This is a genomic window from Nonomuraea sp. NPDC005650, from assembly GCF_040605375.1.
Lineage (GTDB): Bacteria > Actinomycetota > Actinomycetes > Streptosporangiales > Streptosporangiaceae > Nonomuraea.
Genome location: NZ_JBEXCR010000021.1, coordinates 150,968 through 166,063, shown reverse-complemented (window position 1 = coordinate 166,063; position 15,096 = coordinate 150,968). Strand labels below are relative to the sequence as shown.

Sequence of the window (15,096 nt, the reverse complement as noted above, 5' to 3'; positions counted from 1 at the left end):
ATGGCCGACCGGCTCAGCCTGGAAGCACTCGGATTCGATCTCGAACTCGCCACCCCCGAACAGCGGGCGGTGCTGGAGTCGCTGACGGACGACGAGATCGTGCTGCTCGCCGACATCAAGCGGCGGCTTGAGGACGCCGACGACGACGTCGAGGGTCACATGGAGGGCGGTGGGTTCTGCTGGTGACGACGATCGCCGGGACGGCCGGCGGGGCACGCTGCCGCCGCTGCCAGGAGGTGAGCCCGTCCACCGCGCGGTTCTGCATGCGGTGCGGCGCCCGCGTCACCGTCGCGGAGCCGGCGCCCGCCGAGCTTCGCCTGGTGACCGTGGTCTTCTGCGACATCGTCAAGTCCACGGAGCTGGCGAACCGGCTCGGCGCCGAGGTCTGGACCGACGTCCTGGACGCCTATTTCGGGCAGGTGGGCGCCGCCCTGGAGGCACGGGGCGGGCGGCTGGAGAAGTTCATCGGCGACGCCGTGGTCGCCGTCTTCGGTGCCGACGGCGGGCGGGAGGACGACGCGACCCGCGCGGTCGCCGCGGCCCGCGACGCGCTGCGCCGGTTGGCCCGTTACGCCAGATCCCTGCGCCGGCGCGGGGTCGAACTGTCGGCGCGGTTCGGGGTCGCCTCCGGCAGGGTCGTCGCGGCCGACCGGGACGCCTCCTTCGCCGTCGGCTCGGTCATGAACCGGGCCGCGCGGCTTCAGCAGGCCGCCTCGTCCGGCGAGATCGTCGTCGACCTCAAGACGTGGCTGCTGGTGCGCGGGACGGTCCCGTGCCACCCGCTGACGCCCTTGAGCGTCAAGGGCTTCGCCGAGCCGCTGCGCGCCTGGCGGGTCGACACGTCCCCGCGGAGGCCGCCGGACGTCGCCCCGAGGCTGGTCAACCAGACCGCGCTGGTACGGGAGCTGACCCGGCAGGTGACCACGGCCATCGCCGAACCGGGCGTTTCCACTCTCCGCCTGGAAGGCGACATGGGAGTCGGGAAGACCCGGATCCTCCGGGAGCTGACGCGCCGGCTCGGCGACGACGTCCAGACGATCTTCCTCACCTGCGGGCCCGGTGCGCGGCGCGACCAGCTCTGGCTGCTCTACCAGCTGGAGCGGGCGCTGGGCGGGGCGCTTTCCGTACGCGGAAGCGCCGTCCCCCGTACGGCGGCGGAGCTCGTCTGGCTGCTCACCCGGCGGCTGCGCGCCCTCGCCGCCCACCGGCCGATGCTCGTGATCGTCGACGACGCCGCCCCCGCCAGAGCGGGCCTGGAGCGCCTGGCCCGAGCCTGCGCGAGCGCGCAGGAGAGCATCGTCTTCCTGCTCGGCGCCCGGGAGGCCGGCCTGACGGGCGGCGATCGCCTGGTCGTGCGGCCCTTGTCGGACGAGCATGCCCGCGACCTGCTGGACGAGATCACCAGGTCGGCGCCGCTGCGCGGCGGCGCCGCCAGGGCCGACGAGATCGTCCGGCGCGCCACCGGCAACCCGTTGTTCGTCGAGCAGCTCGCCCTGCTGGCCGCGACCGGCCTGGACGAGCTCATCCCGCCGTCGGCGGAGGCCGCCCTCGGCTCCCGGCTGGACCGGCTGAGCCGGGAGGCCAGGCAGGTGCTCGGCTGCGCGGGCGCCTGGGGGGAGGACGTGGAGCTGCCGGACTTCGTGGCGACGTGCGACCTAGACGACCCGGCCTTCGACGGAGCGATGGCCGAGCTCGCGGAGGCGGGGCTGCTCGACGGGGCGATGGCCGAGCCTGCCGGGGCCGGGCCGCTCGACGGCGCTCCCGTCGGAGCCACGCTGCCCGCGCGGGTGGCCTACACCCGGCTGCGCCTGGCCGACAGGGCGGCCGTGCACACGAGGATCGCGGAGCTGCTCCAGGCGCGGGCGAGCCGCCGTCCCGAGGCCATGGAGGCCGCCGCGGCCCACGCCGAGCGCGCTCACCGGGCGTGGCTGGAGCTCGATCCCGGGTCGAGGTCCGAGCGGGCCGCCGCGGTGCTGGCGGCGAGCTGCCTGTGCACGGCGGCGAGGGTGGCGGTGGCGCAGTCCAGGATCCCGCCGGCGCTCCGGCTCGCCGAGGAGGCCGGCGCGCTGGCCGGAGAGGATCGCGCGCTCAGGGCCGAGATCGCCGTCGTCCAGACGTACGCCATGGCCGCGGCCGGCCGGCCGACGGAGGCGCTGGCCCGCATCCGCGAGGTGCGCCGCGCCGTGCCCGCGACGGTCAACCTGCCCGCCGCCGCCCACCTGCACGCCAACGAGATCGCGATCAACCTGGGCACGGGCGTCTGGGACACGGCCCTGCTCGCCGAGGCCCACCGCCTCGCCGAGCTTTCCGGCGAGCGCGGTGCGCTGGCCAGGCTCCTGCTGGTCGAGGCCCTCCGCGACGCCCGCGCGGGCGACTACGCCGCGGCCGAGGCGCGGTTGCGCACGGCCAGGCTGACGGCGACGGACCTGCCGCTCTGCTTCGGAGCGTCCGAGATCTACGGGAATCTCGCCCTCTGCCTGGTGTACGGCGACGCCCCACCCGCCGTCGCGCTGAGCGAATGCCTCGAGTTGCGCGAGGAGGTCGCCGGGAGGCCGGCGCTGCACGCCGCAGTCAGCTGTCCTGCCGCGTTCCTGCTGGCCATGACCGGTGACGAGGTGGAGGCCGAGCGGGTCATCTCGGCGGCGGAGTCCGCGTTCGCCGACATGGGCCACGCGATCGGCCTGGCCGGTCTGTACGAGTTCCGCAGCATGATCGCGGAGCTGCTGGGGGACCCGGCCGCCGGGGCGGCGTGGGCCGGCCGGGCGGCGGCCCGGTACGCGGAGATCGGCCTGCCGGCCGCGGCGTACCGCTGCCGCCTGAGGGCCGGCCTGCTCGACGGGCACGGACCGGCCGACGGCGAGGAGCCGGACGAGCACGCCTCATGGGATCTCGCGGTGCTCGCCCGGCTGGCCGCCGCGCTCGGACACGGCGAACGCGGGCGCGCCGGCCGCGCGCTCTCCTGCCTCGACGCGGCTCTGCGGCGGATCGACGACGTCAGCGGAAAGGGGGCGATCACGATCTCCATACGCTCGTGCCGGCGGGTGGCCGCGAAACTCGGCGGCGCCGCGATGACACACGTCCAGGCATTCATGAAAAGGCGAGAAATAGACTGAGCCCACCCTTTTCCGGGGGCGAATATATCCGTAACGCCTGGTCGGGCGTCCCGTCGGCATGCCATTTTTCGGTTTATCAAGCATAAAAATTTCCACCCCCCAATATCTCGACATACCAGTATTTGTCTGATTATTCTGAATTTGGCCGGCCGTTCGGACCGGTGAGATTTCGGCAAAGGAGGAGCCATGGGTTCCGAATCCGGGAAAGAGCAGGCGATGAACCCCACCGAGCAGGTCATCGACGCGGCGCAGCGGCTGACGGACGCGGTGTCCGTGGCCGTCAAGGGCGGCGCTGACGTCACCGGGCACTCGCTCGACGACGGCGCCGAGGTATTCGAGGACGGCGAGGAAATCGGCCAGCGTTCGAACGCCATCAACTTCGGCTGCTGCTGCGCGTGAGGCCATAGCATTTCGCTGTTGACCGCACGACCGGCGCCTGCCGAAAAGCTGCGGAGCGAGGGCCGGGTGAATTTCACCCGGCCCTCGTCGGCCGGTCCGGAAATATGCGAGGAGGTGACATGGGAACATCGGCCGTCGATTATCTCGATCGGCGCCTCGACAACGGATTACGGGTGCTCCTTTCCGAGGACCACACGGCAGGCGTCGTCGCCGTGAACGTCAGATACGGCGTGGGCTCCCGCGACGAGCGACCGCCGCGGACCGGCTTCGCCCACCTTTTCGAGCACCTCATGTTCTGCGGGTCCTCCAAGGTCGCCGCCGGCGAGCACCTGCGGACCGTCCAGCGGCTCGGCGGGCAGGCCAACGCGATCACGTCGATGGACTCGACGGCCTACCACCAGAGCGTGCCCGCGGGGGCGTTGAGACAGGTGCTGTGGCTGGAGGCCGAGCGGATGGGCGACCTGCTCCCGGCCGTGACAGGCGAGGCCCTCGACCTGCAGCGCAAGGTGGTAGAGAGCGAGCGCCGCGAGACCCTGGACAACCTCCCCCACGGCACCTCGCTGGAACGCCTCGCCGCCGCCCTCTTCCCGCCGGGTCACCCCTATCACCATCTGCCCATCGGATCGGTGGACGACCTGGAGAACGCCTCGCTCGACGACGTGCGGGCGTTCTTCACGCGTCACTATCCACCGGGCAACGCCGTCCTCACCGTCGTGGGCGACTTCGACCCCGCCCAGGCCATGGCCTGGATCGAGGAGTACTTCGGCCCGATCTCGCCCGGTCCGCTCCCGCCGCGCCCGGCGTTCCCCGCGCTCCACCCGCACGAGCAGCTCAGCCTCACCGTCCACGAGCCGGCTCCCGCCGCCGTCTTCATCGGCCGCCGGCTGCCGGCGGCGGGCGGCCGCGAGTTCGAGGTCGCCCGGCTCACCGGCGTCCTGCTCGGCCACGGGCAGGGCAGCCGCCTCAACCAGCGCCTGGTCCGCGGGCAGGACCTCGCCGCGACCGTGAAGATCACCACGATCCCCCTGACCGGCGCCGCGTCCCTGGGCGTCGTCCACCTCGTCCCGCGGCCGGGCACCGATCCGGCGGAGGTGGCGGCCGCCTGCCGGCGCGAGCTGATCGACCTCGCCGAACACGGCCCGGGGGAGGACGACCTGGCACGGGCCGTGGCCCAGGTCGAGGCGAGCTGGCTGAGCCGGCTCGACACCGCGGAGGGCCGGGCCGGCGAGCTCTCCTGGCACGGCCTGCTGATGGACGGCCCGGCCCGCGTCAACGACGTCCTGCCTCTCACCTACTCCATCACGCCGTCGGACGTCCAGCGGACGGCCGGCCAGTGGGCGGCGGGCGGCGGCAGCGTCGTCCTCACCTACCGCTTCGGCCAGAAGGGAACCGGATGAAAGCGCACGTGCCGGACTTCAAGGAAGGAACGTTGCCCGGCGGCCTGCGGACAGTGCTGGTCGACCTCCCCGATCGTGGCATGGCGGCGGCGCAGCTCTCGTTCCGGTTCGGCACGGCGGGCGACGGCCCAGAGCTCGCCGGGCTCTCCCGCGTCCTCGTCCAGGCCCTGGCGACCCCTTCCGATCGGTTCGCCGTGGATCTCGAACGCTGCGGCGGGCGGATCACGGCGACCGGCGACCACGACGCGTGCTCCATCACGGTCAGCGCGCCTGCCGGACGGTTCCCCCAGGTCCTCGACCTGCTGGCGGAGGCCGTCATCGAGCCCCGCCTCGCCCCGGACGACGTCGACCGGCTGGTGGCGCGCCGCGGTGCGCAGCTCGCCAGGGAACGCGCCGATCCGCCGACCAGAGCCATGGACGCCTTCCTGGCCGCCGCCCACGCCCCGGGCTGCGGCTACGGCCTGCCGGCGGGCGGCACGGCCGGATCCGTCGCCGGCCTGCGCGCCGAGGCCGTGCGCGCGCTGTACGACCGCTCGGCAGGACCGGCCAACGCCTGCCTCGTCGTGGCCGGCGACCTGCGCCGGTCGGCGATGGAGCACGCGCTGGACAACTCGTTCGGCGGGTGGAGCCGGGACGTCGAGCCCGTCAGGCGGCGCGCGCCCGAGCCCGCGGCGCCGGCCAGGACCGTCGTCGTCGACGTCCCGCGGGCCGTGCAGACCGCGATCGTCTACGGGCGGTCCGTCCCGCTCCTCGACACCGCGGGCAGGATCGCGCTCGAGGTCGTCGTCCACTGCCTGGGCGGCTGGTTCGGCTCGCGGCTCAACCTGCTGCTGCGCGAGCGGAAGGGCTACAGCTACGGCGCTCACGCCTGGCTGGTCTCCCGCTCCTGGCAGGCCGGGCACTCCTGCCAGGTCCTGGTCCAGACGTCCGTACGCACGCCCAGCACCGGCGCCGCGGTCGAGGAGATGGTGGCGGAGGTCGACCGGCTGAGCGGCGGCGACCTCGCGGACGGCGAGCCGGCGTCGGCGGCGGAGAGCATCGTGCAGGCGCAGCCGATCCAGGCGCAGACCCCGCAGCAGGTCGTCGAGTGGTACGGCCGGCCCATCCGCCGCGGTTACCCGCCGGACTTCCCGAGAAGGCGGCTGGACGCCGTCCTCGGCCTGGACCCCGCGGCGGCGCGGGAGACGGCACGGCTCCTGCGGCCCGCCGAGCTTCACCTGGTGGCCGCCGGGGACGCCGAGGTGATCGAGCCGATGCTGCGCGGCGCCGGGCTCGCCCCGGAGGTCGTCGCGTGACCGCCTGCGACGAGGTGCTGGAGCTGAGGCCGCAGGCCCGGTGCGCGATCACCCGGGACGGCGAGCTGCACGTCGCCGACGCGCTCCACGACGAGCGGCTCGGCCACGTGTCGCCGTCGCGGAAGGCACTCATGAAACGGCTGGCCACCGGCCCGGTCAGCCGATCCGGCCTGCTCGGGACCGGGGACGACGGCGATGAGCTCGCGGAGCTGATCACCCGGCTGGCGTCCGGCGGCTGGCTGTCGATCGAGGTCCGGCGCCAGGGCACGCCGCTCTACACCCTGGTGCCGCTCCGGCCCCCGCCCGGCCCGCCCCCGGCCACCGTTCCGGCCGGAATGGTGCTGTCGCGGTTCGCGCTGCTCCATCGGGACAGGGACGGCGGCGGCATGGCGGTGGAGTCCGCGCGGTCCTGGTGCTCGATGGTCGTGCACGACCCCGGGCTCCTCGGCGTGCTGGCCGATCCGTCGGGAACTGCCGGCGAGGAGGGGCCGGTGGGCGAGCGGCTGCGCCGCGATCTGCGCTGGGCCGGCTTCGCCGTGGCCGGGGGCGAGGAGGAGCACGATCTGCGCCTGTGCCAGTGGGGGGCGCACGAGCTGTGGTTCCACGATCGGAGCAGGCTGGTCCGCGGCCACCCGCGGGTGCCCTTCGGCGACACCTGGTGGGCCAGAGACCGGTTCCCGGCCCTGCCGGCCGATCACGAGCCGTTCTCCGGGCGCGAGACGGAGCTGTGCCGGCCGGATCTCCAGGCCCTGCGGCGTGGCGACCCTCCGCTGACGGCGGTGGTGGAGGATCGCCGGTCGATCCGCCGGCACGACGACCGGCACCCGCTCACGGCCCGGCAACTGGGCGAGTTCCTCTTCCGCTGCGCGCGCGACCGGCACACCCGGGTCGCCGACGGCGTCGACTATGTGAGCCGGCCCTATCCGGCCGGGGGATCCGCCTACGAGCTGGAGATCTATCCCCTGGTCAGACGGGTGACCGGGATCGAGCCCGGGCTCCACCACTACGACCCCCGGCGGCACCGGCTGCGGCTGGTGCGCCCGATGACGCGCGACGTGCGCCGGCTGCTGGAGATCGGCGCCAGGTGCGCGCGGACGGAGCAGGAGCCCCAGACGCTCCTCATCATCTCGGCCCGGTTCGGCCGGGTGATGTGGAAGTACCAGGAGATGGCCTACGCCCTGATCCTCAAGGACGCCGGGGTGCTCACGCAGACGATGTACCTGGTCGCCACCGCCATGGGGCTGGCCCCCAGCGCGATCGGGGGCCACGGCGCGGCCGAGTTCGCCCGGGCGACCGGGCTCGACCCGATGGTGGAAGGCAGCGTGGGCGAGTTCATCCTGGGCAGCCCCGCGCCGGGACAGGCCGATGAGCCTGCGTGAGGCGGCCTCGGAGCTGGAGCCCGATCTGGTCCGGCTGCGCCGTGCCATCCATGCCGAGCCTGAGCTCGGGCTGCGGGTCCCCCGTACGCGGGACAAGGTGCTCGCCGAGCTGGCCGGGCTGCCTCTGGAGATCTCCACCGGCGTCCGCGCGGACTCCGTGACCGCGGTGCTGCGCGGCCCGCGTCCGGGGCCCGTCGTGCTGCTGCGGGCCGACATGGACGCGCTGCCGCTCACCGAGCGGGGGCCCGCGGGACAGGTGTCCGCCGTGCCGGGGCGCATGCACGCGTGCGGCCACGACCTGCACACCGCGATGCTGGCCGGCGCGGCACGGCTGCTCGGCCGGCGACGCGACGACCTCCCCGGCAACGTGATCTTCATGTTCCAGCCCGGTGAGGAGGGGCAAGGCGGCGCGCGGATCATGATCGACGAAGGCGTGCTCGACGCGGCGGGCGCGCGTCCGGCGGCGGCCTACGCCCTGCACGTCGTGTCCGCCGGGCTGCCACGGGGCGTGGTCATGACGAGGTCCGGCCGCATGATGGCCTCCTGCGACGTGTTCGAGGTGGTGGTTCGCGGCGTGGGCGGGCACGGCGCCCTGTGGCGGCTGGCCAGGGACCCCGTGCCGGCCCTCTGCGACCTGGTGTCCGCGTTCCGGGCGGTGGGGGCGGGCCACGGCGAGCGGGATCCGGTGGCCGTCACGGTGGGAAGCGTCCGGGCGGGCGCCTCGCCCAACGTGATCGCCGAGGAGGCGCGCTTCTCCGGCACGATCAGGACGCTGTCGGAGCGCACGCGGTCCGCGGTCAGGGACCGCCTGGCGGCGCTCACCCGCAACGTCGCGGCGGCGCACGGGGTCGGCGCCGCGCTGGAGTTCACCGCCGAGTATCCGATGACGGTCAACGACTGCCGGGAGACCCGGTTCCTGAGGTCGGTGGTACGGGAGGCACTCGGCGCGGAACGGTTCGTCGCCGCGGCCGGGCCCTCCCTGGTGTCGGAGGATTTCTCCTTCGTTCTCGAAGAGGTCCCGGGCACCATCGCGATACTCGGCGCCTGCCCGCCCGATCGGGATCCGGCGCGGGCCCCGTACAACCACGCGCCGGACGCCGCGTTCGCCGAGTCCGTGCTGGCCGACGGCGCGGCTCTCTACGCCGAGCTGGCCCTGCGCCGCCTCACCGGCCCCCGAACCCTATGACCAGCGAGAACACCGATTGACAGCCTCGTGTCATCGATCGGTCATGGGCCGGAACTAGCGTTCCTGGTGGCAGGTGTCCCTTCATTCACCGGGCTGGATGGGCGATGCGGACGATAAAAGTCATGGTGGTCAACGAGAACACGCTTGCGCGTAACGGCATTCAGTCCATTCTGTCCCGCCATCCGGATATCCAGGTGGTGGGCGAGGCCACCGACCTGGCCGATGCCTACAGGGCGCGCGTCACGCCCGACCTGTTCCTGGTCGAGGTCCCCGCGATCACCGCCGACATCGTGGCGGCGGCGCGGGCGCCCGGCGGGCGCGGCCGGGTGCCGGTGCTCTTCCTGGCGGCCGACATCCGGAGATCCGAGTTCGACCTGCTCGGGCTGGGCTGCTGCGCCATCTCGGACCGGCATCTCGCCGCCGCCGACCTCGTCGCGGCCGTACGCGTCATGGCGGCCGGCTATGTCCTGGTGGAAAGGACGAGGGCGGCCACCATAGCGGTCGTGTCGGCGACGCTGGGCGCCGATGTCGAGGGGCACGGCGGGCCGCTGCTGACCAGGCGCGAGAGCGAGATCCTCGACCTGATGGCCCGGGGGTTGTCCAACTCGGAGATCGCGGCGGTGCTGACCATCGCGCCGTCCACCGTGAAGAGCCACGTCAAGGAGATCCTCAGCAAGCTCGGGCTGCGCAATCGGGTCCAGGCCGCCGTCTACGCGGCCGGGGCGGCTCAGCGCTCCTGGTAGCGCCCGCCCCCGTCCAGGCTCAGCGCTCCTGCCGGAGCCCGCCCCCGTCCAGGCTCAGCGCTCCTGCCGGAGCCCGCCGCCGTCCAGGCCGGCCAGCAGGATGCGGATCCGGTCGGCGTCCGGGAGGTCGAGCCGGGTGTAGAGGTCGAGCGCGCTCTCCCAGTGCCGCCGCGCGCGGTCCGGCCGGTCGAGCCGCTGGTGGATGGCGGCGATGGCGTCGTGGGCGCGGGCCTGGTCGTCCGGCTGGTTCAGCTTCCCGGCCAGGGCCAGCGCCTCCTGGTGATGGGTGAGCGCGTCGTCGGCCTGGTCTCCGGCGTGGAAGGTCTCGCCCAGGGCGTGCAGGGCCTCGAACTCCAGGTTGCGATCCCCGGTGTTGCGGGCGATGGCGAGGACGCGCCCGTGGCAGTCCAGCGCCGTCTCGTACCGGTGGGACATCCGGTGGACGATGCCGATCTCGTTGAGCATGTAGCCCTCGCCGCTCTGGTTCCTCGATCGGCGGAAGATGTCCAGGCCCTGCTCGAAATGAGTGAGCGACTCGGCGTAGTCACCCGACGACCGGCAGATCAGGCCGAGGTTGTTGAGGGCGTGCGCCTCGCCGGTGCGGTCGCCGGTCCGGCGGAAGATCTCCAGGGCGCGGCGGCAGTGATCCAGCGCCTGGTCGTGGCGGGCCTGACGCCAGTAGAGCGAGCTGAGGTTGTTGAGGACGTGCGCCTCGCCCGCCTGGTCGCCGGTCTGCCGGAACAGCTCCAGGGCCTGCCGGAAATGGTCGAGCGCCTCGGCATAACGCCCGAGCCGCCAGAACAGCGAGCCCAGCTCGCGCAGCGAATGGCTCTCACCGGGCAGGTCACCGTGGCGGCGGGTGGTGCGCAGGGCGAGGCTGTGCAGCGCCAGCGCGTCCGCGTTGTGGCCGCGTATCTGCAGGTAGTGCCCGAGAACCGCGGAGAAGCGTCCGGTCTGCACCGCCCAGTCCTGATCCGCGCAGTGCTGCGCGAGAGCCAGCATGTTCGCCCGCTCCGCGTCCAGCCACGACAGCGCCTGGGCCTCGCCGCGGAACTCGGCCGGCTCCGGATCGAGCTGCGGATGGTGGTGCTTGTCCTCCGGCGCGAGCACGCGGACGGCCGTCGACGCGGTGCGCAGATAGTGCTTCAGCAGGCCGTCCACCGCCTGGCGCCGGGCGGGCTCGGACTCGTCGCGCGCGGCGATGTCGGCCGCGTGCCGGCGGACCAGGTCGTGGAAGCGGTAGCGGCCGGGCACCCGCTGCTGGAGCAGATTCGCGTCCAGGAGGTCTTCGAGGAGATGCCTGCTCCGGTCGGTGGTGAGCCCGGCCAGCGCCGCCGCGGCGTGCTGGTCGATGTCGTCCCCCGGATGCAGGCCCAGCAGGCGGAACAGCCGCCGCTGCTCGGCCGTGAGGTGCTGGTAGGACACCTGCAGAGCGGTCGCCACGCTGCGCTGACCGGCGTGGAGCTCGGGCAGCCGCCGGCGCTCGTCGCTCAGGAGCTCCAGCAGGTACGTGACGGTCCAGGCGGGGCGGGCCCGCAGCCGGGCCGCCGCGATCTGGATCGCCAGCGGCAGCCGCCCGCAGAGCCTGACCGCCTCCTCCATGAGGTCGGAACGGGCGTCGGCCCGGGGATGGCCGGCGGTCACGGCGGTGAAGAGTTCGACCGCCTGGGGCAGGGGCAGCAGGTCCAGGGCGATGGGGTGGGCGTTCTCCAGGCCGATCAGCTGCCGGCGGCTGGTGATCAGCACCAGGCAGCCGGAGGTCCCGGGCAGCAGCGGCCGCACCTGTGCTTCGGTGGCCGCGTTGTCCAGCACGATCAGCATGCGGCGGCCGGCCAGCCGGCTGCGCAGCAGGGCGGCGCGCTGCTCGACGCCTTCCGGGATCTGCTCCTCGTCCAGGCCGAGCGGGCGCAGGAGCTGAGTGAGCGCCTCGGCGGGATCGACCGGTGCTATGTCGTGCGTGAAACCGTGCAGGTCGATGAAGAGCTGGCCGTCCGGGAAGAGCGGGGACAGCTGATGAGCGGCGTGCACCGCCAGCGCGGTCTTGCCGATCCCGGCCATCCCGTCGATCACGCCGATGGTCGGCTTCCCCGGGTCCGTGTCGTGCGCCTCCTGCTGGAACGGGGCGAGCAGGCTGGACAGCTCGAAGTCGCGGCCGATGAACGTGGGCAGGTCCGCGGGGAGCTGCGCCGGCGTGGACACCGGCGCCACCGGCGCCGGGACCGCCGGCGGAACGCGGCCGGGGGACTCCCGGAGCAGCCGCGCGTGCGCCTCGCGCAGCTCGGGCGAGGGATCTATGCCCAGCTCCTCCGCGAGCCTGCGCCGCGTGCGCTCGAACCGGCGAAGCCCGTCGGCGCGGCGGCCGACGGCTCCCAGCAGGGTGATCAGCCGGGCGTGGAGGGGCTCCTCGTAGGGGGCGGCCTCCGTCAGGGTCTCCAGGTGGCCCAGCGCGGTGTCCGGCACCCCTTGTTTCAGCGCGAGGTCGGCGAACCGGCACGCGCAGGCGACGCGCTCGCGGCGGAGCCGGCGCACCTGGGGATGCGTACGCACCCAGTCGGGCGCGTCGGCCAGGACGTCCCCCCGCCACTGGGTCAGAGCGCCCGCCAGGCGGTCCAGGTCGTCGGGCTCCGTCCGGACGGCCAGAAACCGCTCGGCGTCGACGTGCTCGGCGGACAGCCGCAACAGGTAGGAGCGCGGGCCCGCGTGCTCGATGGCATCCGCGATGTCCAGCTCCCGGCGGAACCAGGCCCGTAATCGGGAGACCGTCGTCCGCAGGGCCGGAAGGCTGCCTCCCGACGGGCCCCACACGTACCGGATGAGCTGCTCCTCCAGCACGGGTTTCCCGACGCTGAGCAGGAGGGCGGCCAGGAGCCAGCAGACCTGCTGGCCGGGCAGGTCGCCCGCCAGCCCCTGAACGCGGATCTCGAACGGGCCCAGTATGCGAAAGTCTGGCGATACCTCATCCACCACCGCGACCATCTCGCCCCAATCGAGTCAGACCGCGTTTTTTGCCATGAATATAACCAACATCGCAAACCTCCCTCCAGCAAGACCTTCTATGCCAGATCGGACGGTTGGCAACGTGCGAATCACGGCCGCCTCGGGCCACGATTACCTGCGCGATCGTGCAGAGTCACAGCAGCATCATGCGGCCGGGATGCCCCAGCCGCGTCGGCCATCGGCGTTCTCGCGAGCGAGGCAGGACGCGGCGGCCACAAGTTTTACCAAGTGCCAAAACCCTTGTGGGCACGGCGTTTCCCCGCCGCCCGGCGACCGATACCCGCGAATCCGATTTGTCCTGCTTGCGCTATCTGTGGGTAGATGCCTATCTTTTGCCTAATCGCGGCATAGATGTGGTTACTTCACCTCATCGTGCCGCTTCGTTGACCGGACCGTGCGCTGTCCTCCGGAAGCTCTTCGGGGACAGCATTCGGCCGCCTAATCCGCGCCTCGCGGAGCCGGGGACCCAATTTCCGGGGTGAATCGGACGCCAGCCCAGGCTGCGCCCGTAAGGCACTTCCAAGCCCGAACCCGTCAGCTAACCCGGTAGGCGGTATGGAAGCAAGGAGTCAATGCCGTCGTGTCCAAGCCTCGGTTTGCCGCAATCGCCCACGTCCTCCAGAACCCCCGCGCTCTCCTCACCAAGCGCCTCGGCCTCGCCGTCGCCGGTGCGACCCTCGCCGGAACCACCGCCATCGCCGGCGTGGCGTTCGCGGCGGCATCCCCGGAGCAGGGGCCGGTGAACGCGTCTCAGCACAAGACCGGGTCTCTCATCTACGGCCTGGACATCTCCAACTACGAGCCGCTGTACGACTGGACCTCCACCCAGGCCCAGTTCGGCATCATCAAGGCCACGGAGGGCACGGACTTCCGCGACGCCTCCTTCGCCAGGCACTGGCGCGAGCTGGGCAAGAAGGGGATCGTGCGCGGGGCCTACCACTACGGCCACCCCGCCAACGACCCCATCGCGGAGGCGAACTACTTCCTGTCCGTGGTGAACTCCCAGCCCGGCGCGGCCGGCGACATCCTCGTCCTCGACCTGGAGACCACCGACGGCAAGTCCGTCGCCGAGGTGAACTCCTGGGCCAAGACCTGGCTGTCGTACGTGAAGAAGAAGACCGGGACGACGCCGATGTTCTACAGCGGCTGGAAGTTCGCCAACAAGTACGGCAAGGGCCTGGCCGAGTACCCGCTGTGGGTCGCCCACTACAGCAAGGCCAAGGGCGCGGTCGCCCCGCCCGCCGACTGGAAGACCTGGGCCATCCACCAGTACACCGACATCCCCATCGACCAGAACGTCTCCGTGCTGTCCACCGACCAGCTACGGGGTCTGGGCCGCCGCGCCTGAGGGAGCGACGCGGACGGCCGGGCCATGGGCCCGGCCGTGCGCCCGCACTCCGGGACGACCGGCCTCCACGCCACGACGGGCTCAACGACGCGCTCGTCGTGGCTCGGCCTGTGATGGGGATCCGGACTGGACGGATTGTCGATCACCGACCGGTCTCCCCGCGATCCGTCCAGACGGATGCTGACATTTCCGGAATGTGAGCCACGATGTCGGGCGTGAATCTCAACGGCCGCAAATTCGTGATGGTGAGCTCGACGGCGAGCGCAGTCGACCAGGACAGCCCTACGGAGTTCCTGTACCAGGAGGCTGACGGGGTGGTGTGGGGCAGCTACTCCGGCGACACCGTGACCCACGGGCGTTTCGTGGGCATGCGCGACGGCGCCCAGGTGGCGATCTCGTACGCGCACGTGTTGAAGGCCGGTGGGAAGGCGGGCGGGCAGAGCAGCAGCCGCATCGAGGCGGGCGACGACGGGCTGCTGCGCCTGGTGGAGGAGTTCAGCTTCGACGGGGACGACACGCTCCACGTGAGCGTGTGCCAGGAGATCGGCTGACCGCTCAGTCGTCCTTGCGGAGGGCGGCGCGGCCCTCGGCGGCGCCGACGAAGCGCATCTTGCCGAGCGGCACGCCGCCCTGCGCCCCCTCCTGGGCCGGCCGCCGCGCCGGGCGGGCTCGGTCGCGATCACGGTCGCGGTCGCTGGGTAGCACGTACGGCCGCTTGAGCACCTCGTCCAGGATGAACACGGTCTCCGTGGCCTTGACCGCCGGGATGTTGGCCAGGCGATCGGTCACCATGGTGTGCACGGCGGCCACGTCGGACACGCGTACCTGGATCATGGCGTCGTGCTGCCCGGTGGTGATCGCGCAGTACTCCACCTCCGGCATCCGGGCCAGCTCGGCCCGGAACTGCTTCCACATCTGCTGGCGCACGGTCACGAAGATCAGGGCGGTGATGCCGAGCCCGGTCCGCACGTGGTCGATCTCGGCGGTGAAGCGCTTGATCGCCCCGTCCGCGCGCAGCGCCTCGAAGCGCGTGTAGGCGTTCGCGCGGGAGATGCCCACCCGTTCGGCCAGCGCGGCCACGGAGATCCTGCCGTTCTCGCGCAGGACCTCAAGGATCTTCATGTGGATGTCGTCGAGCTCGAGACCGATGCCGATCCGTCCAGGCTGACCGCCGCCGCTGACACCATTTCTGGAAATTTCACTCATCATTACCTCACTGACCTTTATATACGTCTTACC

At 72.3% G+C, this 15,096-nt stretch carries 12 protein-coding genes and 1 riboswitch; of the genes, 10 read left to right on the top strand and 2 right to left on the bottom strand.

The window, feature by feature from the left end; all coding sequences use genetic code 11:
- From ABZS69_RS33790 to ABZS69_RS33755, 8 genes are all read left to right on the top strand, one after another.
- Positions 1–186, top strand: a complete 186-nt coding sequence (locus ABZS69_RS33790; protein ID WP_355379419.1) for an aroma-sacti cluster domain-containing protein — start codon at positions 1–3, stop codon at positions 184–186.
- The gene (locus tag ABZS69_RS33785) at positions 183–3,113 is read left to right on the top strand and encodes an adenylate/guanylate cyclase domain-containing protein (protein ID WP_355379417.1); all 2,931 of its coding nucleotides are present in this window, start codon (positions 183–185) and stop codon (positions 3,111–3,113) included. Before ABZS69_RS33790 ends, ABZS69_RS33785 begins: the two co-directional genes overlap by 4 nt.
- Before the next feature lie 186 nt (positions 3,114–3,299).
- Positions 3,300–3,512 carry a hypothetical protein gene (locus ABZS69_RS33780; RefSeq protein WP_355379415.1) on the top strand — a complete coding sequence of 71 codons (213 nt, stop codon included), beginning with the start codon at positions 3,300–3,302 and terminating at the stop codon, positions 3,510–3,512.
- 119 nt (positions 3,513–3,631) lie between these two features.
- Complete coding sequence (locus ABZS69_RS33775; RefSeq protein WP_355379413.1) at positions 3,632–4,909, top strand: pitrilysin family protein; 1,278 nt, start codon at positions 3,632–3,634, stop codon at positions 4,907–4,909.
- A complete protein-coding gene (locus ABZS69_RS33770) occupies positions 4,906–6,204 on the top strand; it encodes a pitrilysin family protein (protein ID WP_355379412.1) in 1,299 nt (432 codons plus the stop codon). The genes ABZS69_RS33775 and ABZS69_RS33770 overlap by 4 nt, the downstream gene beginning before the upstream one ends.
- Entirely contained in the window at positions 6,201–7,583 is a 1,383-nt protein-coding gene (locus tag ABZS69_RS33765; protein WP_355379411.1) for a SagB family peptide dehydrogenase, read from the top strand. The genes ABZS69_RS33770 and ABZS69_RS33765 overlap by 4 nt, the downstream gene beginning before the upstream one ends.
- The gene (locus ABZS69_RS33760) at positions 7,570–8,769 is read left to right on the top strand and encodes a M20 family metallopeptidase (RefSeq protein WP_355379409.1); all 1,200 of its coding nucleotides are present in this window, start codon (positions 7,570–7,572) and stop codon (positions 8,767–8,769) included. Before ABZS69_RS33765 ends, ABZS69_RS33760 begins: the two co-directional genes overlap by 14 nt.
- A 122-nt stretch (positions 8,770–8,891) precedes the next feature.
- Positions 8,892–9,512 (top strand): response regulator transcription factor, encoded by a 621-nt coding sequence (locus ABZS69_RS33755; RefSeq protein ID WP_355379408.1) that lies wholly within the window; start codon positions 8,892–8,894, stop codon positions 9,510–9,512.
- 54 nt (positions 9,513–9,566) lie between these two features.
- Here ABZS69_RS33755 and ABZS69_RS33750 read toward each other — a convergent pair whose 3' ends face one another.
- The gene (locus tag ABZS69_RS33750; RefSeq protein WP_355379406.1) at positions 9,567–12,476 is read right to left on the bottom strand and encodes a tetratricopeptide repeat protein; all 2,910 of its coding nucleotides are present in this window, start codon (positions 12,474–12,476) and stop codon (positions 9,567–9,569) included.
- A 458-nt stretch (positions 12,477–12,934) separates the two neighbouring features.
- Positions 12,935–13,077, top strand: a riboswitch (cyclic di-AMP (ydaO/yuaA leader).
- 12 nt (positions 13,078–13,089) lie between these two features.
- Here ABZS69_RS33750 and ABZS69_RS33745 point away from each other — a divergent pair.
- Both ABZS69_RS33745 and ABZS69_RS33740 read left to right on the top strand, forming a co-directional pair.
- Entirely contained in the window at positions 13,090–13,857 is a 768-nt protein-coding gene (locus ABZS69_RS33745; RefSeq protein WP_355379405.1) for a GH25 family lysozyme, read from the top strand.
- A gap of 215 nt (positions 13,858–14,072) precedes the next feature.
- On the top strand, positions 14,073–14,408 hold the full coding sequence (locus ABZS69_RS33740; protein ID WP_355379404.1) for a hypothetical protein: 336 nt from the start codon (positions 14,073–14,075) through the stop codon (positions 14,406–14,408).
- Between the two features lie 4 nt (positions 14,409–14,412).
- On the opposite strand, the gene ABZS69_RS33735 is transcribed toward ABZS69_RS33740, so the two are convergent.
- Positions 14,413–15,063 (bottom strand): Lrp/AsnC family transcriptional regulator, encoded by a 651-nt coding sequence (locus ABZS69_RS33735; RefSeq protein WP_355379476.1) that lies wholly within the window; start codon positions 15,061–15,063, stop codon positions 14,413–14,415.
- Positions 15,064–15,096: the final 33 nt, after the last annotated feature.

Bases quoted from the DNA above. Each gene is read 5' to 3' on its own strand.
- ABZS69_RS33790 (WP_355379419.1), top strand. From the start codon at position 1: ATGGCCGACCGGCTCAGCCTGGAAGCACTCGGATTCGATCTCGAACTC.
- ABZS69_RS33780 (WP_355379415.1), top strand. From the start codon at position 3,300: ATGGGTTCCGAATCCGGGAAAGAGCAGGCGATGAACCCCACCGAGCAG.
- ABZS69_RS33775 (WP_355379413.1), top strand. From the start codon at position 3,632: ATGGGAACATCGGCCGTCGATTATCTCGATCGGCGCCTCGACAACGGA.
- ABZS69_RS33770 (WP_355379412.1), top strand. From the start codon at position 4,906: ATGAAAGCGCACGTGCCGGACTTCAAGGAAGGAACGTTGCCCGGCGGC.
- ABZS69_RS33760 (WP_355379409.1), top strand. From the start codon at position 7,570: ATGAGCCTGCGTGAGGCGGCCTCGGAGCTGGAGCCCGATCTGGTCCGG.
- ABZS69_RS33755 (WP_355379408.1), top strand. From the start codon at position 8,892: ATGGTGGTCAACGAGAACACGCTTGCGCGTAACGGCATTCAGTCCATT.
- ABZS69_RS33735 (WP_355379476.1), bottom strand. From the start codon at position 15,063: ATGAGTGAAATTTCCAGAAATGGTGTCAGCGGCGGCGGTCAGCCTGGA.